The organism is Luteimonas changyuni (genome assembly GCF_039548395.1).
In the GTDB taxonomy this organism is placed as follows: domain Bacteria; phylum Pseudomonadota; class Gammaproteobacteria; order Xanthomonadales; family Xanthomonadaceae; genus Luteimonas.
Window position 1 is genome coordinate 1 of sequence record NZ_JBCLUZ010000041.1, and the last position, 24,498, is coordinate 24,498.

Consider the following 24,498-nt stretch of genomic DNA (forward strand, 5'->3'; position numbering starts at 1 on the left):
CGGGCAGTCGTCGCCGGATCAAGCGGCACAGCCACGCCACGCCACACCACACCACGGCCACGATCGCGAGCGCGCCCGCTCTTGATCTTCGACCCGAAGCAGGAAAACGCCACGGCCCGTCCCGCGCACAGGGGGTGTGCGGAGAGCCGGCCATGGATGGCCGGCGCCCGGCCGCTGGGAGCAGGACGCGGAGACGGCCGGCGCAGCACACCCCCTGTGTGCGGGACGGGCAGCGCGGACTACATCGGAGAAATGCACGGGACGGTCAGCGCGCCCCACAACCGAGAAATGCGCGGGACGGGCAGCGCGAACCAGAACGGAGAAATGCGCGGCACGTGCAGCGCGGACCCCAGTCGAGCAGCTCCCGGCCCAACAACGCCGCAACTGTCACGTCAGCGCCCCGGAGCCTCGAGAAGAACCAGCCACTCCGCAGGACCGGCCGCATGCCCCCAGTCGGGAGAAGAACCAAAAAAACCCCGCCTGAGCGGGGTTTTCCGTGGAACGCGATGACGCAGCAGTCTCAGTCGCCGATCTGCTTCTGCAGGTGCTCCCAGCGCTCCTGCTCGTCGATGGTGCGTTCGGCGGTCAGGCGGGCCTCGAGGCGATCCAGGCCGATCTCTTCGCCGGAGTCGACGCTGAAACCGTAATCACCCGAGTCCACGCGCTTGAGCGTGCTGTCGATCTTGCCGATCAGCTTGCGGTAGCGGTCGCGGGTGCGCAGCTCCAGGGAGTTCTCGGTCTCGCGGGTGGCGCGCTCGGCGTCGTCGCCGACGTCGCGCACTTCGTCCTTGAGGTTCTCGATGGTCTGCTTGGACTCGTCCACGAGGTCCGCGCGCCAGTCCGCCAGGCGCTGGCGGAAGTACTCGAGCTGCAGCGCGCTCATGTATTCCTCGTCCGGGCCGGGCTTGTAGCCTGCCGGAAGGATCGGGCGGCCGGTGGCCTCGTCGATCTTGTGGGGAATGGTCTTGTAGCGGGTCTTCGGCGCGGGCGTGGTGGCCGGCCTGTTGGTCACGGCCACCGCAACCTTGCCCGCCGGACGCGCCGGCGTCTTGCGCGCCGGTGGCACCTGGCCGACCTTGGTCGAAGGCTTGGCGGTCGCCTTCCGGGCCGCGGGTGCGGCCTTCTTCGCGACCGGCGCGCTGGCGGCGGCCTTCGTCGCAGCCGCCTTCTTCACCGGCGGAGCGGCCTTCTTCGCCACGACCTTCTCCACGGCGGCCTTCTTCACCGGGGCGGGCTTGCTGGCCGCGACCTTCTTGTCCACGACCTTCTTCACCGGAACTTTTTTCACAGCTACCTTCTTCACTGGGGTCTTTGCAACCGACGTCCTGTTCACCGCCACCTTCTTTGCCGCAGGCTTCGCGGTCTTCTTCACTGCGGCCTTCGCCGGTGCCTTCTTCGCGGCGGCCTTTGCCGGCGCTGCCGCGACGGTCTTCTTCGGCGCAGCCTTCTTCAGCGCAGCCTTCTTCGGGGCGGCCTTCCTGGAGGCGGCCTTCTTCGGGGCGGCCTTCCTGGAGGCGGCCTTCTTCGGCGCAGCCTTCTTTGAAGCGCCATTCTTCGCTGCGGGCTTGACGGCCTTGGCGGCCTTCTTGACGGTCTTCTTCACTGCCACGTTCGGCGATCCTTCTTTGGAAGTGGGTTGCCGGTCCGCTCCACGCGGCCGGCCGCCGGCCAATGCAGCGGGAGTGGGGCATCCAGGCGGTACGTGGCCGCATCGCGGCGACGACTGACGAGTCCGGCCACCGGTAGCGTTTTTGAGGACGCGCTCGTGGCCGGCGCCACACTCCCGTCGCTTGGACGGGAAAGCGGGCTGTTATACCCTGCCCTGACTGCAGCGGCAACCGCCGCGCGCCGCGCAGCCCACTTTTATCCGGCGCCCCCGTGATCGACCGCATGCTCATCGCGCTGCTGCGCGGCTACAAACGCTGGCTCAGCCCGCTGCTCGGTCCGCGCTGCCGTTTCCTGCCGACCTGCTCGGAATACGCCATGCAGGCCATTGCGCTGCACGGCGCCCTGCGCGGAAGCTGGCTGGCCGCGAAGCGCATCGGGCGCTGCCACCCCCTCAACCCCGGCGGCATGGACCCGGTCCCGCCGCGCGACGACGGAAGCCCGCCATGACCGATACCCTCATCCTCAATGCGCGCCTGGTCAACGAAGGCCGCGAATTCGATGCCGACCTGCGCATCCGCGACGGCCGCATCGACGCCATCGGCAGCCTGGCGCCCCGCGCGGGCGAAACCGTGGTCGATGCCGACGGGCGCCGCCTGCTGCCCGGGATGATCGACGACCAGGTGCATTTCCGCGAGCCGGGCATGGAATACAAGGCGGACATGGCCACCGAGTCCGCGGCGGCCGTGGCCGGCGGCCTGACCAGCTTCATGGACATGCCCAACACCAGCCCGCCGACCCTTGATGCCGCGGCGCTGGAAAACAAGTACGAACGCGCCGCCGGCCGCGCCCGCGCCAACCATGGCTTCTACATGGGCGCCAGCAACGACAACCTGGAAGCCGTGCGCGCCATCGACCCGGCTGCCACCCCGGGGCTGAAGGTGTTCATGGGCGCGTCCACCGGCAACATGCTGGTCGACGACCCGGCGACGCTGGACGCGATCTTCCGCGACACCCCGGTGCCGATCATCACCCACTGCGAAGACACGCCGATGATCGACGCGGAACTGGCGCGCTACCGGGAGAAGTACGGCGACGACATCCCGGCCGCCTGCCACCCCGACATCCGCTCGCGCGAGGCCTGCATCAAGTCCACCCGCCTGGCGCTGGAGCTGGCGCGCCGCCACGACACCCGGCTGCACGTGCTGCACATCTCCACCGCCGACGAACTGGCGCTGTTCGAGGCCGGTCCGCTGGTCGACGCCGACGGCAGGCTGCGCAAGCGCATCACCGCCGAGACCTGCATCCACTTCCTGCGCTTCGACCGCGCCGACTACGCGCGCCTGGGCCACCAGATCAAATGCAACCCGGCGATCAAGGACGCCAGCGACCGCGAAGCGCTGCTGCGCGCCCTGGCCGACGACGTCATCGACGTGCTCGCCACCGACCATGCCCCGCACACCTGGGAAGAGAAGCAGGCGCCGTATACGCGCGCGCCCAGCGGCCTGCCGCTGGTGCAGTACGCGCTGGTGGCGGCGCTGGAATGCGTGCACGAGGGCCATTTCGATGCCGCGCGCGTGGTGCAGAAATTCGCCCATGCGCCGGCGCAGCTGTTCGGCGTCGCCGAACGCGGCTTCCTGCGCGAGGGCTACCACGCCGACCTGGTGCTGGTGGAGGACGTGCCGTTCACGGTGAAGCGCGAGGACATCCTGTCCAAATGCGGCTGGTCGCCCTTCGAGGGCACGACGTTCCGCTCGCGGATCGCTTCGACCTGGGTCAACGGTGAACTGGCCTGGGATGGTTCCAGGCTGGTCGGGACGCCGACGGGCCGGCGCCTGGAGTTCGCGCGATGAAGGTGACCGCAGCGCTGTTCGTTGGCCTGCTGTCCTCCCTGCCTTGGGCACTGGCGGTGGCACAGGCGGTGCCTGCGTTGGCCGCGGCCGACACGGCGGCGGACCTGCGCGTGGCGTTTCCCGAACGCGTGCAGCAGGGCGCCCTGGTCCTGGGCAAGGTGCCGCCGGGCAGCCGCGTCGAGTACGACGGCCGCAGTCTGCGCAGCACCGGCTACGGCACGGTGGTGTTCGGCGTCGGTCGCGACGCCAGTGGCCCGCTGCGGGTGGCGGTGACCCGCCCCGACGGCAGCCGCACGGAGGCCAGCATCCTCGTCGACCCGCGCGACTGGCCGATGGAACGCGTCAACGGCGTGCCGCCAAAGACCGTCGACCCGCCGCCGGCGATCGCCGAGCGCATCCGCCGCGAGCAGGCGAACGTGACCGCCGCGCGCACCCGCGACGACGACCGCCCCGACTTCGCCCAGCGCTTCATCCGTCCGGTCGAGGGCCGCATCAGCGGCCGCTTCGGCAGCGGCCGGATCTACAACGGCAAGCCAGGCGCCGGCCATTCGGGCATGGATATCGCCGCCCCCACCGGCACCCCGGTGAAGGCTCCGGCCGCCGGCATCGTCACCTTCGCCGACCCGGGGCTCTACCTGACCGGCGGCACCGTGGTGATCGACCACGGCCACGGCGTGAGCTCCAACTTCCTGCACCTTTCACGCATCGACGTCACGGTGGGCGACCGCGTCGAGCAGGGCCAGGCCTTCGCCGCCGTCGGCGCCACCGGCCGCGCCACGGGACCGCACCTGCACTGGGGGATGAATTGGTTCAACGTGCGGGTGGATCCGCTGCTGGTGCTGGAGAGGTCTTGAAGCGAAGCGTTTTGGCTACGGATTTACGCGGATAGAGCAAAGGCACGGACTTTTTGCCACGGATAACGCGGATTGCGCGGATCGGGGTTGGGCGAGTCCGGACACCGCGCCTTGGCCTGTGCTTCTACGGATGAGTACGGCTTCAAGCCTGCTTCGCCCTGATCGGTGTAAATACGCGTAAATCCGTGGCAGAAATTATTCTTCTCCCGACTGGGGGAGAGGCGCATGGCCGGCCCGGCGGAGTGGCTGGTTCTTCTCGAGGCTCTGCGGTGCTGACGTGACAGTTGGGGCGCTGTTGGGCCGGGAGCTTCTCCACTGGGGTTCGCGCTGCACGTGCCGCGCATTTCTCCGTTCTGGTCCGCGCTGCCCGTCCCGTGCGTTTCTCCGTTGTAGTCCGCGCTGCCCGTCCCGTGCGTTTCTCCGTTGTAGTCCGCGCTGCCCGTCCCGTGCACAGGGGGTGTGCTCCCCCGGCCTGTCCGCGTCCTGCTCCCAAGGCCGGCCGCCGGCCATCCATGGCCGGCTGTACGCACACCCCCTGTGCACGGGACGGGCCGTGGCGTTTTCCTGCTTCGGGACGGAGATCAAGAGCGGGCGCGCTCGCGATCGTGGGCGTGGGCGTAGCCGTGGCCGCGGCGGTGCCGCTTGGTCCGTTGACGATCCAACCGGTGTCGACGTCGACTCGACGTTGCCTTCGTCCACCACCGCGCAAAAGGTTCGGGCCCGCCGTGGAGGCAGGGGGGATGCCCAGAGCCGGCCATGGATGGCCGGCGGCCGGAACTGGGAGCAGGATGCGCATATTCCGGCTGGGCATCCCCCCTGTCTCCACGGCGGGCAGCGCGCACCCTCCCGCAGCAATCATCCGATTCCCCGCCCTTCTCAACCAGAGCGCTGCATCAGCCGGCCCAGAAGCCCAACGCCCGGCGAATTCGCAAGGTCCTGCGGAGAGACCAGGCGCGGGTTCGGAGCGTGGGCCAGGCGGGCGTCAGTGCCTGCGCTGCGCATCAGGCCCTGGCTGTCCGGCTGCAGCTGCGAGAGGACCCGCCGGCTTGCCTGGTCCAGGGCCTCGTCGGAAATGTCGTCGCCCGCTTCGAACACGGCTTCTGCGCCGAAGAGTCCCGGGGCGGTCCCGCGGGCACCGGCTCCGGCGGTCCCAGTACCCAGCAGCGGGCCGATCTCGTCGATCAGCCTTTGCCAGTCGATCTCGGGGAACGGCGCCCTGCCGCGTTCGCCCTCGACGATCCGCGGCGCCAACCGGCCGCGCGGCTCCACCGCGCACTCGGCCCAGCTGCGGTAGACGACCTCGCTGCAAAGCATCGCCGGGGATTCGGACGGGACGGCGCGGTCCAGCGCCAGGCGCACCAGCTTGCGTGCCCAGGAGTGGGCGGGCCACTTCCCCCGCAGCGCCATGATCGCGCCGAACAGCGCCAGCTGATCGACCGGGTACGGGGCGCCCAGCAGGGCCTGCGCGTGTTCGCGAACCAGGCGGCGGTCGCCGGAATCGAAAGGACGACCCTGGCCATCATGGGCGCGGAAGGCGTCGACCCAATGGTAGTGGTCGACTTCGCCCAGGCGCTTGGCAAGCGGATAGCGCCGCACCCCGGCCAGCGAGGCCTCGATCAATTCGCCCTGGTCCGCCACCATCGCCGCGTGGCTGTACGTGCCGTCGCTGGCCCAGGCGATCAGGTCCGACAGCGGGCCATCGCCCATCATCAGCAGGATGTCGCCTTCCTGCAGGGTGTCGATCGCGATCGGGTCCATGCCACCTCCGGTTGTCGTGCTGGTCATGATGGGGAGACGCGGTTGCGGCCGCCCTGCTTGCTGACGTACAGCGCGGCGTCGGCGCGTTCAACCAGCGCCTCGGCGGATTCGCCGGCCACGTATTCCGCCACGCCGATGCTCAGGCTGCCGTCCAGCTGCAGCATGTCGATCAGCAGCGAGCGCCCGTTGACTGATGCAAGCATGCGCCCCGCCACGTCCAGCGCCTCGCCGAGGCGGGCGCCTGGCAATACCGCCAGGAATTCATCGCCGCCATAGCGGCCGATGACATCCCCCGGGCGCAGCTGGTTGCGCACGCGCTTGGAGACGATGCGCAGGCACTCGTCGCCGATGCCGTGCCCGTGCATATCGTTGATCCGCTTGAAGTTGTCGACGTCCACGAAGGCGATGCTCATCGACTCGTCCTTCTCCATCGCGAGCTGGATTGCCCGGTGCAGCTCGACCTCGATGCCGGCGCGGTTGAGCATGCCGGTGAGTTCGTCAGCGCGTGCCATCGCACTGGCCTGGTCGCGGTCGCGGCGGAGCTCGAGCAGCTTGTCCGCCAGGCCGATGGTCAGCAGCAGCCCGGCAAGGGCAAACGCGCCGGCCAGGCCCTGGGGCAGCCAGGTCGGACCCGCCCACAGCCCCATCATCTCGCTCGCCATCAATGTGGCGAACAGCATCAGCGGCAGCCAGGATGCCATCACCACGCGCCCGGGACGATCGCCGCGCAGCGCCAGCACCGTGCTCCCCGACAGCAGCACCGTTGCCGACAGGATCAGTCCAAGGTTGCCGATGCGCCCCAGCCACTCTGCGTCGGCAAAAAGGCTGCCGATACCTGCCACCGCCGCCATGGCGGTGGTCGCCCACAGCATCCGGTCCAGGCGTGGCAGCTTGCCGCGAAGGTCGAGATAGGCGCGCTGGAAGAGGTTGCTGCAGACGATGCCGAGCCCTCCGGCGACGCGGTTGACACGATTCGAACTTCCAAACAGCGCATCGGCACCCGGCAGCAAGCGGAAATCGCCGCTGAGCGACACCATGTACAGCACCGCGAAGCACAGCATCGCACCGAACCAGGCAAAGCTTGGATCACCGGTTCCGAAGCGGAACGCGAAGGCCAGCAGGGCAAGGACCAGCAGCACCGACAGCACCGACGCCCGCCAGCTGGCATGGAACAGGTCATCGCGATGCACGACATCGAGCGGCTCGATCGAAACCGGCATCTGTAGCGAGGATGCGGCGGAGACCCGCAGCCACACCGCCTGCCCCGGCGGGATGCCCCGCGGCAGGTCCACCACGAGGGCGCGCGACGAGTGGCTCGGGTCCGAGTGCTTGCCGTACAGCGCATGGCGCGCGGGCTGGTCGCCACCGGGCGCCCAGGCCTGCACCTGGTTGAGGAAGGGCGCGCGCAGCATCAGCTTCGGCTGGCCGTCGGTGCCCAGCGGCTCGCGGGTCGTGAGCCGCCACCAGCTCACCTCGCCCCTGGACCCCCTGATTACGGGCGCCACCGGCGGGCCGAGGCGGTCATCCAGGGCGCCGGACAGAACCTCGGTGGAGTCATGCTCGCCGGGCAGCGGTTGCAGCACGATGACGGGATTTGCCGTGGCGCCCGTCCACGCGCACAGCAGGGCGATGCACAGCCAGACGCTGCACCACCAGGACTGGCGTTTTACTCCCCGGATGTTCCCCATGGCGCAATCCTACCCCGGGGCCGCGGCAGCGGAAGGGCTCTCCAGCCGCGTCGCCTATCCCCCCGCCACACCCGTCACCCGCGCAACGGCGTCATGGGCATGCAGGCTCTCGAAATGCGACACGGTCACGTCGAAGCGGGCGACGCGCGGACTGGTCGAAACGACAGCGGCCACGCGGCGGGCCGCGTCCTCGCAGAACATGAGGTTCTCCGCATTGGCGCGGGCGAAGGCCTGCTCGTCCTCGCGCTTCACCGCCGTCTGCACCGGGGTCCCGAGCGCGGCTTCGATGGCGTCGACCAGCTCCAGCAGCGGCAGCGCATCGACGTCATTGCGCAGGGTCACGCGCACATCCGCGCGGCTGCGCTGGGCGTGCGGCGTGGCGGCCATGCCGCGGCCGGAGCCGAGCCATGCGTGCACGTCGACCCTGGACGGTGCCTGGTCATCGGCGAAGTCGGCTTCGAAGGCGTCGGCATTGGCGCGGCGCGACAGCGCGGCCGAGGCCGGGCAGGTGCTGGAATACTCGACGCCGAACGCAAGCACGATCTCCGCGCCCGAAGGCGAGAGGGTGGCGTCGACCTCCACCGGATAGGACTTCCAGCCGGCATTGCCACTGGCCAGCGCGCGGCGCTTGAGCAGCTGTTCCCAGCGCAGTCCCAGGCGCGCGGTAGTGGCGATGCCCGACTGCGAATCGATGCAGTCGCGCAGCAGCGCGCGCAGCGAGGATGCGGTCAGCGGCTCCACCGGAAGCCGGTCCTGCAGCAACAGGTACAGGCGCGACATGTGGATGCCGCGGGTTTCGGCGCTGGCCAGGTCCACGCCGATGTCGGCCCAGGCCGGCACCCGCTGCGGTTGCCCGCCCTCGTCGGCCACGCACAGCGGCAGCGCGACGCGGCGCATGCCGACCCAGTCGAGCGGACGGGCCGCGGCGGCACGATCGTAGGCGACGTCGGGCAACGCCGGGGACGGGCTGGAAGAAGTCACGCGGAACCCTGCAAATGAGAACGGTCCGCAATTCTAACCGCGCACCGCTGCCGGACCGGCGAAACGCTGCATGTCGCAGGCGTTGATCCCGGCCGCGATTCAGCCGGCCCTGCGCGCCCCGCGCCAGGCCGCGAGCAGCACGCGCAGCGGCGGCAGGGCCGCGCCGGGACGCGCAAGCCGCGCCTCCACCAGGGCTGCCTGCACGCCACGCGCCCTGCATCCCGGACGCGGCGCGGGGGACGATGGATCAGCCGTGGCTATCGGAGCCATTGGCGCGCCGCGCATCAGGTTCCGTTCGGCCAACAGGCTGCGAAGTACAACAGCGGCGGCCTCGACGTCGGAGGCACGGCCATCGAACAGCAGCGCTTCGCAATCCGCGACGGCGGCGGCGAACGCATGGCCGGCACTCCCGGCATCGCTGCCCTGCGCTGCGTCCGTTCCCACGGCCGCGGCGCCGGGACCCACGATGTCATCGACGCCATCGCCCCCGCGCAGCGCGCGCAGGTCCGGCAGCGCCCGGCCCAGCTGCAGCCAGGGCGCGGGCCGTGGCTGCAGCAGCGCGCCCAGCGGATGGCGTCGCGCACCCTTCGCCCAGCCGCCCAGCTCTTCCTGCCACCAGGCGAGCTTGGCCAGCCCCGGCGTCGGGTCGCCGCCACCCCAGGCCGCGTCGGTGAGCTCCTGCAGCAACGTGAACCACGCTTCGGCCAGCGGCTGCCGGTCCTTCGCCACGAAGGCCATCGCCACCGACCACTCCGGCCAGCGCGCGCGCCACTTGTCGACGAAGCTCGCCGCCTCGTCGCGGATGTCGACGTCGATGCTCACGGCCAGAAGTCCGGATCAAGCAGGTCCGCGGGCGTGTCCGCCATGGCGTCGGCCTGCCAGGCGAGCGGATCGTCGTGCTGCAGGCGGTAGCCCCAGAGCGCGACCAGCGAACGCATGCCCGCGGCGCGCGCGGCGAGGATGTCGCGCTCGTCGTCGCCGACGTAGACGCAGTCGGCCACCGTGAAGCCCATCGCTTCGGCGGCGTGCAGCAGCGGCAGCGGATGCGGCTTGCGCTCGGCCAGGGTGTCTCCGCCGATCAGCACGCCGCTGCGCGTGTCCCAGCCCAGCGCCGGCATCAGGCCGCGCGCGAGGTACTCGGGCTTGTTGGTGACGATGCCCCAGCGCGCGCCATCGGCCTCCAGCGCGGCCAGCATCGCTTCGATGCCGTCGAAGGCCGCGCCGTGGCGGCCGAGTTCTTCGCCGTAGACGGCCAGGAACTCCTTGATCATTTCAGGCGGCACTTCGCCGGCAAGTTCCGGAAAGGCCGCCGCGCTCATCGCGCGCGCGCCCTTGGACACGTGCGGCCGCAGGTCGGCCAGCGGCATCGGTGGCGCACCGCGCGTCGCGCGCATGCGGTTCACGGTCGCGGCCATGTCCGGCGCGCTGTCGAGCAGCGTGCCGTCAAGGTCGAACAGCACGCAGCGCGGGAAGCGCGTGCGGGTGGCGATGCCGCTCACGCCGCGTCCGGCTTGCGCGCCACGGCCAGGTAGTTGACGTCGGTGCGCGACGACAGCCGCGCGCGGTTGGCCCAGGGTTCGTAGGCGATGCCGCGGACGTCCTCGAGCTCCAGCCCCGCCGCGCGCAGCCAGGCACCGAGCTCGGAAGGGCGGATGAAGTCGCGGTACTGGTGGGTGCCGCGCGGCAGCAGGCGGGCCACGTACTCGGCGCCGACGATGGCCAGCGCGAACGCCGCCGGCGTGCGGTTGAGGGTGGAGACGAACAGCCGGCCGCCGGGCTTCAGCAGCCGCGCGCAGGCTTCGATGATCGCGCCCGGGTCCGGGACGTGTTCAAGCATCTCCATGCAGGTCACTGCATCGAAGCTGCCGGCGGCCTCGTCGGCCAGCGCCTCGACCGCCTGTACCCGGTAGTCGACCGACACTCCGGACTCCAGCGCGTGCAGCCGCGCGACCTTGATCAGGTCCGGCGCGAGGTCCAGCGCGGTGACGTCGGCGCCATCGCGCGCCATGGCCTCGCTCAGCAGGCCTGCGCCGCAGCCGACATCGAGCACCCTGGCGCCGGCCAGCGGGCTGCGCGCGGCCACATAGCCCAGGCGCACCGGGTTGAGCGCGTGCAGCGGCTTCTGCGGGCCTTCGGGATCCCACCAGCGGTTGGCGAGCTCGGCGAACTTGTCGAGTTCGGACTGGCGGAAGTTCTGCGTGCCCTGGGGCGAGGCGGTCATGGCGACGTGCTCTGGATGATCGGGGATGTGCGCGCCGGCGCGGCTCAGCCGGCGCCGGTGCGGATGCCGGCCATGCGCGTACGCCACTGGCGGGCGTTGGCGACCACGGCCGTGGTGTCGATGTCGACCAGCTCGCGCTCGCGCAGCTTGGCGGCGCCACCGATCCAGACGTCGGAGACCTGGTGGCGTCCGGCGGCATAGACCAGCTGCGACACCACGTGGTGCAGCGGCTGGGTCTCCAGGTCGCTGAAGTCGAAGCAGGCCATGTCGGCCTGCTTGCCCGGCTCCAGCGAGCCGACCAGATGGTCGAAGCCCATCGCCTTCGCACCGCCCAGGGTCGCCGCGCGCAGCGCGGTGAAGGCATCGAACGCCGCGGCGTCCTGCGCCACCGCCTTGGCAAGCTGGGCTGCGGTGCGGGTCTCTCCGACCATGTCGAGGTCGTTGTTGCTGGCGCAGCCGTCGGTGCCGATGGCGAGGTTGACCCCGGCGCGCTCCAGCGCGCAGGCCGGGCAGAAGCCGGACGCGAGCTTGAGGTTGGACTCCGGGCAATGCACCACGCTCACGCCGCGCTCGGCGCAGAGGTGGATCTCGGCCTCGGTCAGCTGGGTCATGTGCACCGCGATCAGGCGGTCGTTGACCAGGCCCAGGCGGTCCAGGCGCGCGAGCGGGCGCTGGCCGTGTTCCTTGATCGACTGCTCGACCTCCTGCGCGGTTTCGTGCAGGTGCAGGTGCACGGGGATGTCGAGCTGGTCGGCAAGCATGCGCACGCGCTCGAAGTTGGCGTCGTTGACCGTGTACGGCGCGTGCGGCGCGAAGGCCATGGCGATCAGCGGATCATTGCGCCACTGGTCGTGGACCACGCCGGCCTTGTCGAAGTACTCGTCGTCACCCGAGGCCCAGGCCGTCGGGAAGTCGATCACCGGCAGGCCCACGCGTGCTCGGAAGCCGTGGCGCTTGTAGACCGCGGCCTGCACGTCGGGGAAGAAGTAGTTCTCGTTGCAGCAAGTGGTGCCGCCGCGCAGCATCTCGGCGATCGCCAGGGTGATGCCGTCGGCGACGAAGTCCGGTGCCATCACCGCGGCTTCGATCGGCCAGATGTGCTGCTGCAGCCAGACTTTCAGCGGCAGGTCGTCGGCGATGCCGCGCATCAGCGTCATCGGGTTGTGGGTGTGGGCGTTGACGAAGCCCGGCACCAGCACCCCGTCGGGACGCGACACCACCTCCGTCGGCGCGAAGCGCGCGCGCGCCTCGGCCCGCGGAAGGATCGCCACGATTTCCCCGCCGCGAATGGCCACGGCATGGTCCTCGAGGACCACGCCGTGCGGCTCCACCGGGACAACGTGCCCGGCCTCGACCAGCAGGTCGCAGGCTTCCGGCGCCACCGCCTGCTCCGCCATTACTTGACCCGGCTGACGTATTCGCCAGACCGCGTGTCGACCTTGATCATTTCCTCCTGGCTCACGAACAGCGGCACGCGCACCACCGCGCCGGTCTCGAGCGTCGCCGGCTTGCCGCCGCCGCCCGAGGTGTCGCCGCGCACGCCGGGATCGGTTTCGCTGATCCTGAGTTCGACGAAGTTCGGCGGCGTGACCTGGATCGGAGTGCCGTTCCACAGGGTGACGATGCAGTCTTCCTCACCCTTGAGCCACTTCTCGGCGCCGCCCATGCCGGCCTTGTCGGCCTGCACCTGCTCGAAGTTCTCCGGGTCCATGAAGTGCCAGTACTCGCCGTCGGAATACAGATAGCGCATGTCGGTGTCGACGACGTCGGCCGCGTCCATCGAGTCGGTCGCCTTCATGGTCACTTCCTGCACCCGGCCCGACTTGATCAGGCGGTACTTCACGCGCGTGAAGGCCTGGCCCTTGCCCGGCTTGACGTACTCGGTGTCGGTGATGATCGCGGGTTCCCCGTGGACGAGGATCTTCATTCCGTTCTTGACGTCGTTCATGCCATGGCTGGCCATGCGTGCTCCTGCGAAGTGTTCGGCGGGGTCGGCCGCGCGAGCGGCTAGACTATGCGGGAAATGATACCCGCAGCCCCCCTTTCCATGCAGCCACCCGGCTGGCAGCAGGCGTGGCGCGCCTCGGTGCGCGACCCGCGCGAGCTGCTGGGCCTGCTGGGACTGGATGCGGAAGCGGCGGCGGTGCCGGAGGCGGCGATGGCCGCCTTCGCCCTGCGGGTGCCGCGCGGCTTCGTCGCCCGCATGCGCCATGGAGACCCGGACGACCCCCTCCTGCGCCAGGTGCTGCCGCGGGTGGACGAGCTGCGCAGCGTGCCCGGATTCGGCCTGGACGCGGTCGGCGACGGCGCCGCGAAGACCGCCCGCGGCGTCATCCACAAGTACAACGGCCGCGCCCTGCTGGTGGCCACCGGCAGCTGCGCCATCAACTGCCGCTACTGCTTCCGCCGCCACTTTCCCTACGCCGAAGAAACCGCGGCCGCCGGCGGCTGGGCCGAAGCCGTGGCGGCGATCGCGGCCGATCCGGGCATCACCGAAGTGATCCTGTCCGGCGGCGATCCGCTGTCGCTGGCGACCCGCAAGCTGGCCGAACTCACCGACCTGCTGCGCGCCGTGCCCCACGTCCGCCGCCTGCGCATCCACAGCCGCCTGCCGGTGGTGCTGCCGGAGCGCATCGACGACGAGCTGCTGGCCTGGCTGCGCGGCCTGCCCTGGCCGGTGGCGGTGGTGATCCACGCCAACCACGGCAACGAGTTCGACGCCACGGTCGATGCCGCCATGTCCGCGCTGCGCGATGCCGGCGCCAGCCTGCTCAACCAGGCCGTGCTGCTGGCCGGGGTCAACGACTCGGTCGACGCCCTGGCCGGACTCTGCGAGCGCGGCTTCGAGGCCGGCGTCCTTCCCTATTACCTGCACCAGCTGGACCGCGTCGCCGGCACTGCCCACTTCGAGGTCGACGACGCCCGCGCCCTCGCCCTGCACGCAGCCCTGGTGGCCCGCCTGCCGGGCTACCTGGTCCCGCGCCTGGTACGCGAGGTCGCCGGCGATGCGTCCAAACGCGCGCTGTGACCCCGGTCGCCAGCAAACGCGACCTGCACCCTGTTGCCATGCCCCCGCCGTGGACGCCGCCAGCCGGCGCATGGCATAACGCGCCTTCCACGGAGAGCCCCATGTCGAAAAGCCAGGACACCGCGCTGCGGCTGATGATCGTCGACGACAGTCCCGAATCGGCCGAAGCCATCGTCAGCACCCTGCGCAACGCGGGCATCGCCGTCCGCCCGCTGCGCCCGTCCTCGGCGGAGGAGTTCGCGAGCGTGGTCGGCGCACAGGCGCTGGACCTGGTGGTCGCGCAGCAGGATTCGAACATGCTGCCGCTGGCCGAGGTCGTGCGACAGGTGGCAGCCACCGGCAAGGACGTCCCGGTGGTGGCCCTGGCCGATGTGATCGACAGGGAGAGCTATATCCAGGCCAAGAGCGACGGCGCGCGCGCGCTGGCGCTGCGCGAACCGCCATCGCTGCTGCTGGCCGTGCTCCGCGACGCCTGGGCCGACCTCGAGGCGCGCCGCACCCAGCGCCGCCTGGAGGCCCGCCTGCGCGAGACCGAGCGCCGCTGCGATGCGCTGATCGATTCCTCCCGCGATCCCATCGCCTACGTCCACGAGGGCATGCACATCCGCGCCAACCAGGCCTACCTGGAGATGTTCGGCTACCCGGAGTTCGAGGACATCGAAGGCATGTCGCTGCTGGACATGGTCGCGCCGCAGGACGTCGAAGCCTTCCGCCAGCTGCTGAAGGGACTGGCCCAGGGCGAGGCACCGCCGCCGCGCCACGAACTCCAGGCGCGGGACATCGACGGCAATGCGTTCCCGGCGGCCATGGAGTTCACCCAGGCCCAGTACGAGGACGAGCCCTGCATACAGGTGGTGATCCGCCGCCAGGAGCTTGATCCGGAGCTGGCGCAGGAGATCGAAGAGCTGCGCCAGCGCGACCAGGCCACCGGCCTGTACAACCGCGCCACCTTCCTGCTCGCGCTCGAGAACGCGGTGGACGCCGCCGCGCAGGGCCGTGCGCGGCACGGCCTGCTGCTGATCGAGCCCGACCACTACCAGCACCTGCTGGCCGATATCGGCCTCGACTCGGCCGACGACCTGCTGGCTGCAGCCGCGTCCCGCCTGGTTGGCGCGGCCGAAGGCCTGGACGCGGTGACCGCCCGCTTCGGCGAACACACCCTGGCCCTGCTGGTGCGCAACAGCGACCATGACGGCACCGAAGCCGTGGCGCGCCGCGTGCTGGCGGCGTTCTCCGCCGACCTGTTCGAGATCGGTTCGCGCTCGAGCGTGATCACCGGCAGCATCGGCGCGGTCCAGATCGGCGAGAAGATCGCCAGCGTCAGCCAGGTCCTCGCCAAGGCCACCGCGGCCATGGCCTCGGCCAGCGCCACCGGCGGCAACCGCTTCGAGCTCTTCGACCCGAGCGCGGTGGATCGCGCCGAGGAGGAGCACATCCAGGCCTGGGTCTCGCGCCTGCGCGACGCGCTCGACCACGAGGGCTTCGTTCTGCACTACCAGCCGGTGATCAGCCTGCAGGGCGACACCGGCCCCGTGTACGAGGCCTTTCTGCGCCTGAAGAGCGCCGACGGCGAGCTGATCAAGCCGCTGAGTTTCCTGCAGATCGCGGAGGAGCACGGCCTGCTCTGGGAGATCGACCGCTACGTGGTCGGCCGCGCGATCGCGGTGATCGGCGAGCGCATCCGTGCCAACAAGCCCACCACCCTGCTGGTCAAGGTCAGCCAGGCCTCGCTGGCCGACGACAGCCTGCCGCGCCACATCGGCGAGCAGCTGCTTGCGCACGGCGTTCCGGGCGAGTATCTGGTGGTCGAGCTCGCCGAGGCGAAGGTGTTCACCCACCTCAAGGCCGCACAGGAATTCGCGGCCGCGGCGGCGCGCCTGGACTGCCGCATCGCGCTGGAGAACTTCGGCGCCGGGCTGGATTCGTTCCAGCTGCTCGCGCATCTGAAGCCGAACATGCTCAAGATCGACCCCGGCTTCATCGAAGAGCTTCCGGCCAACGCCGACAACCAGGCGCGGGTGCGCGAGATCGCTGCCAAGGCGCGCGAACTCGGCATCCAGACCATGGCCGACTTCGTCGGCGACGCGGCCACGATGTCGGTGCTGTTCGGCACCGGCGTGGACTATGTCTCCGGCAACTTCCTGGCTCCGGCCGGTCCGGACATGGGCTACGACTTCGAGTAAGGCCCGGGCTGGCACCGCACGCGCGGTGCCACCGGTGCCCTCAGGCCAGGAGGCCCTGGCGCAGGGCGGCCTCGCCGTCGACGCTGCCGGCCTCGAGCGCGCGGATGCGCTCTTCCAGCGGCGGGTGGCTGAGCATCAGCCGGCGCAGGCCGTGGCCCATCGCACCGCTGATGCCGAAGGCCGCGACCTGCTTGGGCAGGGTGTTCTGGCCCTGGTTGAGCGAGAGCCGCTTCAGCGCGGCGATCATCTTTTCCCGCCCCGCCAGCGCGGCGCCGCCGGCATCGGCGCGGAACTCGCGATGGCGCGAGAACCACATCGCGATCATGCTCGCGAACAGGCCGAACACCATGTCGAGCACGAACACGATGGCGAAGTACGCCAGCCCGCCACCGCCATTGTCGCGGCCACCGCTGAGATAGCCGTCGATCACCCGGCCGACCAGGCGCGCGAGCACGATCACGAAGGTGTTGAGCACGCCCTGCAGCAGGGCCATGGTGACCATGTCGCCGTTGGCGACGTGGCTGACCTCGTGCGCCAGCACCGCCTCGGCCTCGTCCTGGTCCATCGAGCGCAGCAGGCCGGTGGACACGGCGACCAGGGCGTTGTTGCGGTTGGCGCCGGTGGCGAAGGCGTTGATCTCGGGCGCGTCGTAGATCGCGACCTCGGGCATGCCGATGCCGGCGGCCTGGGCCTGGCGGGCGACGGTATCGACCAGCCAGCGCTCGACGTCGCTCTTCGGCTGGGCGATGACGTGCAGGCCGGCGGCGCGCTTGGCCACCCACTTCGAGGACAGCAGCGAGATCAGCGAGCCGCCGAAGCCGAACAGCGCAGCCACGACCAGCAGGCCGCCCATCGACTGCGGGTCGATGCGGAACACCGACATGATGATGCTGAGCAGGGCCAGCACCGCCAGGTTGGTGGCGAGGAAAAGGACGACGCGCTTGAGCATGGGAACGGTTCCTGCAGGGTTCGTGGTGCAATGCCATGAAGTGTGACCGGCCGCCATTGAATTCAAGATGACGGCGCAGAGCCCGCCATGACCAACAGACCGCCCCCTCCCGACACGTTGCAGCCGCCGCCCGCCACCCCGTCCCCGATGCGCGGCCGGTTCGCGCCCTCGCCCACCGGCCCCCTGCACTTCGGCTCGCTGCTGGCCGCCTTCGGCAGCTGGCTGGCCGCGCGCCACGCCGGCGGCGAGTGGTGGATCCGGATCGAAGACGTGGACCAGGGCCGCGAGCTGCCGGGCGCCGCCCGGGCGCAGCTGCGCACGCTGGCGGCCTTTGGCCTCGAGCATGACGGCGCGGTGGTCCGCCAGTCCGAACGCAGCGGGTTGTACGCCGCCGCCCTCGACCGTCTGCTCGGCCAGGGCCTGGCCTTCGAGTGCCACTGCAGCCGCAGCGACGTCGCCCGGTCCGGCGGCATCCATCGCGCCTGTCGCGCCGGCGCGCGCCGGCCGGACCCGGCCATGCGCCTGCGGGTGCCGGATGGCAGCCACGCGGCCTTCGACGACGCGGTCCACGGCCACGTGGCACAGGACGTGGCTCGCGAGGCCGGCGACTTCGTGCTGCGCCGCGCCGACGGCTGGTGGGCCTACCAGCTCGCCGTGGTCGTGGACGATGCCGCGCAGGAGATCACCGACGTGGTGCGCGGGGCCGACCTGCTCGACTCGACGCCGCGCCAGCTGCTCCTGCAACGTGCCCTTGGCCTGCCACGACCGCGCTACCTGCACCTGCCCCTGGTGCTCGACGTGGACGGCCGCAAGCTGTCGAAGTCGCGTGCATCGCTGCCGGTGGACGACGCCGACCCGCTGCCCGCGCTGCGCAGCGCGTGGCGCGTGCTCGGCCAGGACCCGCGCATGCTGCCGGCGCGGGCCGGACTCGGGGTCACGCTCCTGGCGGCGGTGGGCGCCTTCGATCCGGCGCGCATCCCGCGCGGGCCGCAGCCCGCCCCCGCACTGCACAATGCCACTGCAATGCCGCGCGCATAGAATCGAACGCAGCGGGCGCGCCGCGCCTGGCATCGGGAGCGATGACATGACGTCACGGGTTGCGTTGGTTACCGGGGGAACCGGCGGCATCGGCACTGCCATCTGCAAGCGCCTGGCCAAGGCCGGGCACAGGGTCGCGACCAATTACCGCAGCGAGGAGAAGGCGCGCGCCTGGGAGAAGGCGATGCAGGCGGAGGGCTTCGACTTCACCCTGGTCAAGGGCGACGTGTCTTCGGCCGATGAGGCCGAAGCCATGGTGCGCAGGGTCGAAGAGGCACTCGGCCCCATCGAGATTCTGGTCAACAACGCCGGCATCACCCGCGACTCCACCTTCCACAAGATGGCGCCCGAGCAGTGGACCGACGTCATCACCACCAACCTCAACGCCTGCTACAACGTCACCCGCCCGGTGATCGAAGGCATGCGCGAGCGCAAGTGGGGCCGCATCGTGCAGATCAGCTCGATCAACGGCCAGAAGGGCCAGTACGGGCAGGCCAACTACGCCGCCGCCAAGGCCGGCATGCACGGCTTCACCATCTCGCTGGCGCAGGAAAACGCGAAGCTGGGAATCACCGTCAATACCGTCTCACCCGGCTACATCGGCACCGACATGGTGATGGCGGTGCCCGAGGCGGTGCGCGAGAAGATCGTCGCCCAGATCCCGACCGGCCGCCTGGGCATGCCGGACGAAATCGCCTATGCGGTGGCCTTTTTCCTGCCCGATGAAGCGGCCTGGATCACCGGCGCCAATCTCGCCGCCAACGGTGGCCAATACATGGGCTGGTAGCCTGCGCGAAGCCTCATGCAGGCCGGTTGCAAGCGCTGTTGCACTGCGTCATGCTGCGGTGAGTCAGGGAAATCGAGCACCGCAGCATGGCCATGCGCGTCATCAAGAAGTATCCCAATCGCCGCCTGTACGACACCGAGATCTCCAGCTACATCACCATCGAGGACGTACGCCAGCTGATCGTCGACGGCGAGGATTTCGAGGTCCGCGACGCCAAGAGCGGCGACGACCTTACCCGCCAGGTGCTGTTGCAGATCATTTCCGAGCAGGAGCAGGACGGCCAGCCGATCCTGTCGACTGAACTCCTGAGCCAGATCATCCGCTTCTATGGCGATTCACTGCAGGGCTTCATGGGCTCCTACCTTGAGCGCTCGATGCAGACCTTCCTCGAGCAGCAGGAGCAGTTCCGCCAGCAGATGGGCGGCATGCTCGGCCAGAGCCCGTGGTCGATGATGAGCGGCATCACCGAACGCAACATGGCCATGTGGCAGGAATTCCAGCGCAACATGGCCGCCGGCGCCAAGCCGGCCGGAAAACCGACCGAGTCGGCCAGCGGCGCCAAGCGCAAGTAACTCTCCCGCCCCGGAGAATACCCGGGGAAACCTTTCGGGAATCCCCCCGTAGGAGCAGCTATAGCTGCGACCGGGATCTCCAGATCGCAGCTATAGCTGCTCCTACAAAAGCCCCCCTTGGATCATCAGCTACGAGGTGCAGGCGCCGCGTCGGCGCAGAAGCGCTGCCGGTATTCCATGGCCTTGGGCATCAGCGACTGCAGGTTCTCGATGCGCGTGCCCGGGTTGGGATGCGTCGACTGGAATTCGGGCGGCGCCTGGCCGCCGCTGGCCGCGCTCATGCGCTCCCACAGCGGCACCGATTCCTGCGGGTCGTAGCAGGCGGCCGCGGCCAGCATCAGGCCCACGTAGTCGGCCTCGGTCTCGTGCTTGCGCGCATAGGGCAGCAGGTAGCCATAGCCCATCGCCGCCATCACCATCTGCTGCTGCTGCGGGTCCATGCCGCTCATCGCGCCGGCCATCTGCCCGACCTGCGACAGCTTCTGCTGCGCCATGCGCTGGGCACCGTGGCGCAGCAGCGCGTGGGCGATCTCGTGGCCCATCACCACCGCCATCGCGTCCTCGTTCTGCGCCACCGGCACCAGGCCGGTGTAGACGGCCATCTTGCCGCCGGGCAGGCAGAAGGCGTTGGCCTGCTCGGACTGGATGACCTGGACATCCCATTCGAAGGTCGACGAGAAGCCGGTCGGCTGCTGGCCGTTCTCCGCCGCGAGCGCGGCCTCGATCTCGGGCACCTTGGCGATCAGCCGGCGCGCGATCTCCTGCACCTCGCGGGCGATCGGGGTGGCGGGATCGACCGGCCGCTCCTGCGACAGGATCTCCTCGAAGGCCTGCAGGCCCAGCGCCTTTTCGTCCTCGACCGACAGCGAGCGGTCGATCAGCACCTTCTCGCCGGTCACCGGATCAAGGGTCTGGTTGGAGAAGTAGTAGTACGCGCCGTAGCCGATGAAGGCAACGAGGATCAGGATCCTGGGGTTGAAGCCGCGCCCCCGCGGCCGCGCCGCCTGCTGCTGTTGCCGACGCCCGAGAGGATTCTGTCGCATGTGTCGCCCCTGCCTTGTTTTCAGATGTCGCGTGCAACCCGGAAGCCGACGCGCGCGTTGGTGTTGTCGACCGGCGATGGCGCGCGCCAGGAGCTGCGCGTCTGCGTTGGCGAGCTGGCCCAGGCGCCACCGCGCACCACCTGCATGCGGCAGCCCGGGTTGACCCAGGCGGTGCCGGACACCGGTGCGCGACGGTAGCTGTCGTGCCAGCAGTCGGCGACCCATTCGCTGACATTGCCCTCAAGATCGTGCACACCGAATGTGTTTGGCGTGAACGTGCCCACCGGCGCCGGTCCCCAATGGTCGTCGCCATAGTCCTTGAAGGCATTGCTCCAGCCACGGCCGCCGGGCGACTTGTCCTTGCTGCCGGTCAGGTTGCCCGCGCGCGCGGGCGGGGCGTCGTCACCCCAGGGGTAGCGCCCCTCACCGCCGGCGCGCAGGGCGTATTCGAATTCGGCTTCGCTTGGCAGCCGGTAGCGCTGGCCGCTGACTTCGGCCAGCCAGTCGACATAGGCCTGGGCGTCGCGCGCGCCGACGTGCACGACCGGCAGGTTGGCCGCGGCCGGGGAGCCCGCGAAGTCCGAACGCCAGTCCACGCCGCTGCGGCGCACGAAGTTGCCGCTGCGCTCGTCGTAGGCCATCGAGAAGCCGCGGCGCTCGGCGCGCGTGCGGTAGCCGGTGGCGTCGACGAAGCGGCGGAACTCGCCGACGCTGACCTCGTTGAGCGAGAGCGCGAAGCCGCGATCGAAGCGGAGGTAGCGCCGCGGCCGCTCGTTGTCGTCGGCGTCGCCGTCGTCGTCCGCCGCACCCATGCTGAAGCCGCCATGCGGCACCACGACCATCTGCGGCCCGCGCCCGCCGGCGGCGGCATCGGTGAAGCGCTGCCCGGGGCGGTAGTTGCCGTAATGCACGGCCAGGTCGATGCGTTCGCGAAGCTCGGCGACGGCGGCGTTGCCGGGTTCGGCCAGCACCAGCATGCGCGCCAGCAAGGCGCGCGCGCGCTCGATGCCGTCGGCCTGCGGCAGCGCCGCGATGCCCTCGTCGCGCAGGCGCAGGATCCAGGCCCGGCGCTCGATGCCGATGCGGCTGCGGGCATCGGCCACCGTGGCGGCGTCTTCGCGCACCGCGCCGGCGTGGCCGAGCCAGGTGTCCGCATCTTCGAAGTCGCCCTTGGACGCGGCCTCCTCGGCGCGCCGGATCAGGGCGCTTTCCACCGCCGCGCGGACCTGCAGCGCACGCGGCTGGGCTTTATCCAGCGCCAGCGCCTGGCGCACCAGGGCCAGGGCACCGCCGCCCGACTCGCCCAGGCGTCCGGCGCGGAGCGCTTCCCCGGCGGCGCGGTTGATCTCGGCCAGCTGTTCGGCACGATCCACTCCGGCCAGATACTCGCGCACCTGCTCGTCGGCCGGCCGCAGGCTGCGTGCCACCGCCGCGACCTCGCGTGCACGGCGCAGCGCGTCGTCGTCATCGCCGGCGGCGTCCAGGGCGGCGGCGCCCTGCGCCAGCAGGCCCTGCAGCGCGCGCTCCAGGCCAGCGGCGGCTTCAGCACTGTCGGAGTCGCGTGCAAGCACCGCCTGGTACAGGGGGATCGCGGAATCGGGACCCGCAGCCAGGTTGCCGGCCTCCAGCGCCTGGTCCGCGCGCTCCAGGGCGTCGGGCAGCGCCGCTTCGTCGTCGCCCAGGTCCACCCGCGGCGCACGCCAGGTCAGGCTCCCGGCCAGGCGGTCATCGCCGCTGATGATGACGCTGCCATCGCCGCGGCTGGCGGTGGCCTGCGGTGCATCGGGAGCCTCGGCCTCATCGCGCGCGCAGCCGGCGGCCAGCAGCATCGCAAGCGCGGCGGCGATACCGGCCCGGCGCGACCAGGCGGCGTGCGTGGAAAGCGTCTGATGGGTAGTCACGGCCGCCAGATTACGGCAAGCAGGCCGCGTCGCGCAGCCGGATGGCCCGCCGCCCGACGATTGCCGCCGATGCACGGCGGCCGGTAGGCTGGCGCCGATGGAACACGACTTCACCTGGGTCAGCGACCCCGCCGCGCTGCTCGCCCGCTTCGAAACCCGCCCGTCCCGCATCGGCCTGGACACCGAGTTCATCCGCGAACGCACCTGGTGGCCACACCTGGCGCTGGCGCAGATGGCCGTGCATGACGAGATCCTGCTGCTCGACATGCAGGCCCCCGGCATGGCCGATGCGCTGCGGGGCATCCTGCTGGATGCCGACATCACCAAGGTGATGCACAGCGCCAGCGAAGACCTGATCGCGTTCCTGCACGCCTGCAAGGCAGTGCCCGAATCCCTGTTCGACACCCAGGTGGCCGCGGCGATCGCCGGCATCGCCGCGGGCGCCGGCTACCAGCGCCTCGTGGCCGACATCAGCGGCGTGGCGCTGGGCAAGGGGGAGACCCGCTCCGACTGGACGCGCCGGCCGCTGTCGGACGCCCAGCTCGCCTATGCCGCCGACGACGTGCGCCATCTGTTCGAGCTCCACGACCACCTGCAGGCCCGGCTTGAAGCCCTTGGCCGCGAGGCCTGGCTGCGCGAGGACTGCGAGCGCATGGTCGCCAACGCCCGCGACGAGAGCCTCGAGCGCTGGCCGCACCTGCCGATCCGCGCCGCCCAGTACTTCAACCAGGCCGGCCAGCACCGCCTGCTGCGCCTGCTGCGCTGGCGCGACGCCTGGGCGCGCGAACACGACCGGCCGCGCAGCTGGGTCCTCGACAACGACCTGGCCGCGGCCATCGCGCGCAGCGAGCCGACCGACCAGGCGGCGCTGAAGGCGCTGTTCGACCGCCACCCCAAGGCTCCGCGCAAGCTCCTGGCCGAGGTCTGGACCGCGCTGGTGACGCCCTTGGCCGACGAGGCCGACGCGCCGCCCATCCGCACCGAAGAGCGCGACAAGCGCGCGGTGCGCCGCCTGCAGGACGCCGTGGCCTCCCGCAGCGCCGAACTCGGCCTGCCCGACGGCGTGCTGGCGTCCCGCCGCCGACTTGAAGCGCTCCTGGATGACCAGGACTGGGCCACGCTGGGCGGGTGGCGACGCGCCCAGCTGGAACCGGTGCTCGCGCCGCTGCTCGCCGCTGACGCGCGGGAATTGCCGACCGGGGATGCGCACGCGTAGAATGGTCCGCCTGATGGGGCGGTAGCTCAGCTGGGAGAGCGTCGCGTTCGCATCGCGAAGGTCAGGGGTTCGATCCCCCTCCGCTCCACCAATCAGACTTGTCACTCGCCGCAGTGATATCCACGCAGAAAGGCTGGACGGGAGACCGCTCCGGCCTTTTTTGTGGCGCTTCTCCCGCCTCGGGGAGGTGTATGGACGGCCCGGCAGCGTGGCTGTCTCTTGTCGAGGCTCCGGGATGCTGACGTGACAGCTGGGGCCGGGAGCTTCTCCACTAGGGTCCGCGCTGCACGTCCCGCGCATTTCTCCGTTGTAGCCCGCGCTGTCCGTCCCCTGCATTCCTCCGTTGTGGTCCGCGCCGCCGGTCCAGTGCATTTCTCCGTTGTGGTCCGCGCTGCCCGTCCCGCGCATTTCTCCGTTGTGGTCCGCGCCGCCCGTCCCGTGCATTTCTCCGTTGTGGTCCGCGCCGCCCGTCCCGTGCATTTCTCCGTTGTGGTCCGCGCTGCCCGTCCCGCGCACAGGGGGTGTGCTGCGCCGGCCGTCTCCGCGTCCTGCTCCCAGCGGCCGGGCGCCGGCCATCCATGGCCGGCTCTCCGCACACCCCCTGTGCACGGGACGGGCCGTGGAGTTTTCCTGCTTCGGGTCGAAGATCAAGAGCGGGCGCGCGCTCGATCGTGGCCGGGTTTGACGTGGCGTGGCCGTGCCGCTTGATCCGGTGAGGACTGCCCGGTTGCGACATCTGCGTCATCCGGTGACGACCGCCCGGTTGCGACATCTGCGTCGACGCTGCCCCCGTCCACCACCGCCCAAAAGGTCCGGGCCCG

Annotated in this window: 21 protein-coding genes and 1 tRNA gene; 10 read left to right on the top strand and 12 right to left on the bottom strand. The window is 70.4% G+C overall.

Translation table 11 applies throughout. The features are described 5' to 3' along the window. Positions 1-520: 520 nt before the first annotated feature. A complete protein-coding gene (dksA, locus tag WCD84_RS13160) occupies positions 521-1,609 on the bottom strand; it encodes an RNA polymerase-binding protein DksA (protein WP_343281651.1) in 1,089 nt (362 codons plus the stop codon). A gap of 281 nt (positions 1,610-1,890) precedes the next feature. Between dksA and yidD the strand changes: the two genes are divergently transcribed. The 3 genes from yidD to WCD84_RS13175 are packed head-to-tail and all read left to right on the top strand — an operon-like array spanning position 1,891 to position 4,312. Continuing rightward, positions 1,891-2,115 (top strand): membrane protein insertion efficiency factor YidD, encoded by a 225-nt coding sequence (yidD, locus tag WCD84_RS13165; RefSeq protein WP_343278666.1) that lies wholly within the window; start codon positions 1,891-1,893, stop codon positions 2,113-2,115. After that, the gene (locus WCD84_RS13170; protein ID WP_343281652.1) at positions 2,112-3,458 is read left to right on the top strand and encodes a dihydroorotase; all 1,347 of its coding nucleotides are present in this window, start codon (positions 2,112-2,114) and stop codon (positions 3,456-3,458) included. Before yidD ends, WCD84_RS13170 begins: the two co-directional genes overlap by 4 nt. Continuing rightward, positions 3,455-4,312 (top strand): M23 family metallopeptidase, encoded by an 858-nt coding sequence (locus tag WCD84_RS13175; RefSeq protein WP_449280124.1) that lies wholly within the window; start codon positions 3,455-3,457, stop codon positions 4,310-4,312. The genes WCD84_RS13170 and WCD84_RS13175 overlap by 4 nt, the downstream gene beginning before the upstream one ends. Before the next feature lie 876 nt (positions 4,313-5,188). Here the strand turns inward: WCD84_RS13175 and WCD84_RS13180 are convergent. From WCD84_RS13180 to efp, 8 genes are all read right to left on the bottom strand, one after another. Further along, the gene (locus WCD84_RS13180; RefSeq protein WP_343281653.1) at positions 5,189-6,070 is read right to left on the bottom strand and encodes a hypothetical protein; all 882 of its coding nucleotides are present in this window, start codon (positions 6,068-6,070) and stop codon (positions 5,189-5,191) included. Between the two features lie 23 nt (positions 6,071-6,093). Further along, complete coding sequence (locus tag WCD84_RS13185; protein ID WP_343281654.1) at positions 6,094-7,758, bottom strand: diguanylate cyclase; 1,665 nt, start codon at positions 7,756-7,758, stop codon at positions 6,094-6,096. Between the two features lie 54 nt (positions 7,759-7,812). Further along, positions 7,813-8,739 (bottom strand): GTP cyclohydrolase FolE2, encoded by a 927-nt coding sequence (folE2, locus tag WCD84_RS13190; RefSeq protein ID WP_343256047.1) that lies wholly within the window; start codon positions 8,737-8,739, stop codon positions 7,813-7,815. 99 nt (positions 8,740-8,838) lie between these two features. Then, positions 8,839-9,561 carry a phytoene/squalene synthase family protein gene (locus WCD84_RS13195; RefSeq protein ID WP_343281655.1) on the bottom strand — a complete coding sequence of 241 codons (723 nt, stop codon included), beginning with the start codon at positions 9,559-9,561 and terminating at the stop codon, positions 8,839-8,841. Further along, complete coding sequence (gene gph, locus WCD84_RS13200; protein ID WP_343281656.1) at positions 9,558-10,238, bottom strand: phosphoglycolate phosphatase; 681 nt, start codon at positions 10,236-10,238, stop codon at positions 9,558-9,560. The genes WCD84_RS13195 and gph overlap by 4 nt, the downstream gene beginning before the upstream one ends. After that, complete coding sequence (ubiG, locus tag WCD84_RS13205) at positions 10,235-10,960, bottom strand: bifunctional 2-polyprenyl-6-hydroxyphenol methylase/3-demethylubiquinol 3-O-methyltransferase UbiG (RefSeq protein WP_343281657.1); 726 nt, start codon at positions 10,958-10,960, stop codon at positions 10,235-10,237. Before ubiG ends, gph begins: the two co-directional genes overlap by 4 nt. 44 nt (positions 10,961-11,004) lie before the next feature. Then, positions 11,005-12,357 (bottom strand): TRZ/ATZ family hydrolase, encoded by a 1,353-nt coding sequence (locus tag WCD84_RS13210; RefSeq protein WP_343281658.1) that lies wholly within the window; start codon positions 12,355-12,357, stop codon positions 11,005-11,007. Continuing rightward, a complete protein-coding gene (gene efp / locus WCD84_RS13215; RefSeq protein WP_343256042.1) occupies positions 12,357-12,923 on the bottom strand; it encodes an elongation factor P in 567 nt (188 codons plus the stop codon). Before efp ends, WCD84_RS13210 begins: the two co-directional genes overlap by 1 nt. Positions 12,924-12,983: 60 nt before the next feature. Between efp and epmB the strand changes: the two genes are divergently transcribed. Both epmB and WCD84_RS13225 read left to right on the top strand, forming a co-directional pair. Beyond that, positions 12,984-13,988, top strand: a complete 1,005-nt coding sequence (gene epmB, locus WCD84_RS13220) for an EF-P beta-lysylation protein EpmB (RefSeq protein WP_449280125.1) — start codon at positions 12,984-12,986, stop codon at positions 13,986-13,988. A gap of 101 nt (positions 13,989-14,089) precedes the next feature. Then, a complete protein-coding gene (locus WCD84_RS13225; protein ID WP_343281660.1) occupies positions 14,090-16,171 on the top strand; it encodes a GGDEF/EAL domain-containing response regulator in 2,082 nt (693 codons plus the stop codon). Positions 16,172-16,211: 40 nt separating this feature from the next. Here WCD84_RS13225 and htpX read toward each other — a convergent pair whose 3' ends face one another. Then, positions 16,212-17,120 carry a protease HtpX gene (htpX, locus tag WCD84_RS13230; protein ID WP_343281661.1) on the bottom strand — a complete coding sequence of 303 codons (909 nt, stop codon included), beginning with the start codon at positions 17,118-17,120 and terminating at the stop codon, positions 16,212-16,214. A gap of 147 nt (positions 17,121-17,267) precedes the next feature. Here htpX and gluQRS point away from each other — a divergent pair, with 147 nt between their 5' ends. From gluQRS to phaR, 3 genes are all read left to right on the top strand, one after another. After that, on the top strand, positions 17,268-18,158 hold the full coding sequence (gluQRS, locus tag WCD84_RS13235) for a tRNA glutamyl-Q(34) synthetase GluQRS (RefSeq protein WP_343281662.1): 891 nt from the start codon (positions 17,268-17,270) through the stop codon (positions 18,156-18,158). A 46-nt stretch (positions 18,159-18,204) separates the two neighbouring features. Continuing rightward, entirely contained in the window at positions 18,205-18,945 is a 741-nt protein-coding gene (gene phbB / locus WCD84_RS13240; RefSeq protein WP_343278539.1) for an acetoacetyl-CoA reductase, read from the top strand. A gap of 86 nt (positions 18,946-19,031) precedes the next feature. Continuing rightward, entirely contained in the window at positions 19,032-19,517 is a 486-nt protein-coding gene (gene phaR / locus WCD84_RS13245) for a polyhydroxyalkanoate synthesis repressor PhaR (protein ID WP_343281663.1), read from the top strand. Positions 19,518-19,642: 125 nt separating this feature from the next. Here phaR and WCD84_RS13250 read toward each other — a convergent pair whose 3' ends face one another. Beyond that, on the bottom strand, positions 19,643-20,560 hold the full coding sequence (locus WCD84_RS13250; RefSeq protein ID WP_343281664.1) for a M48 family metallopeptidase: 918 nt from the start codon (positions 20,558-20,560) through the stop codon (positions 19,643-19,645). 20 nt (positions 20,561-20,580) lie between these two features. Beyond that, the gene (locus WCD84_RS13255; RefSeq protein WP_449280126.1) at positions 20,581-22,389 is read right to left on the bottom strand and encodes an SUMF1/EgtB/PvdO family nonheme iron enzyme; all 1,809 of its coding nucleotides are present in this window, start codon (positions 22,387-22,389) and stop codon (positions 20,581-20,583) included. A gap of 169 nt (positions 22,390-22,558) precedes the next feature. On the opposite strand from WCD84_RS13255, the gene rnd reads away from it, so the two are divergent. Continuing rightward, positions 22,559-23,677, top strand: a complete 1,119-nt coding sequence (gene rnd / locus WCD84_RS13260; protein WP_343256033.1) for a ribonuclease D — start codon at positions 22,559-22,561, stop codon at positions 23,675-23,677. A 15-nt stretch (positions 23,678-23,692) separates the two neighbouring features. Further along, positions 23,693-23,768, top strand: a tRNA-Ala gene (locus WCD84_RS13265). The last annotated feature ends 730 nt before the right edge of the window (positions 23,769-24,498 follow it).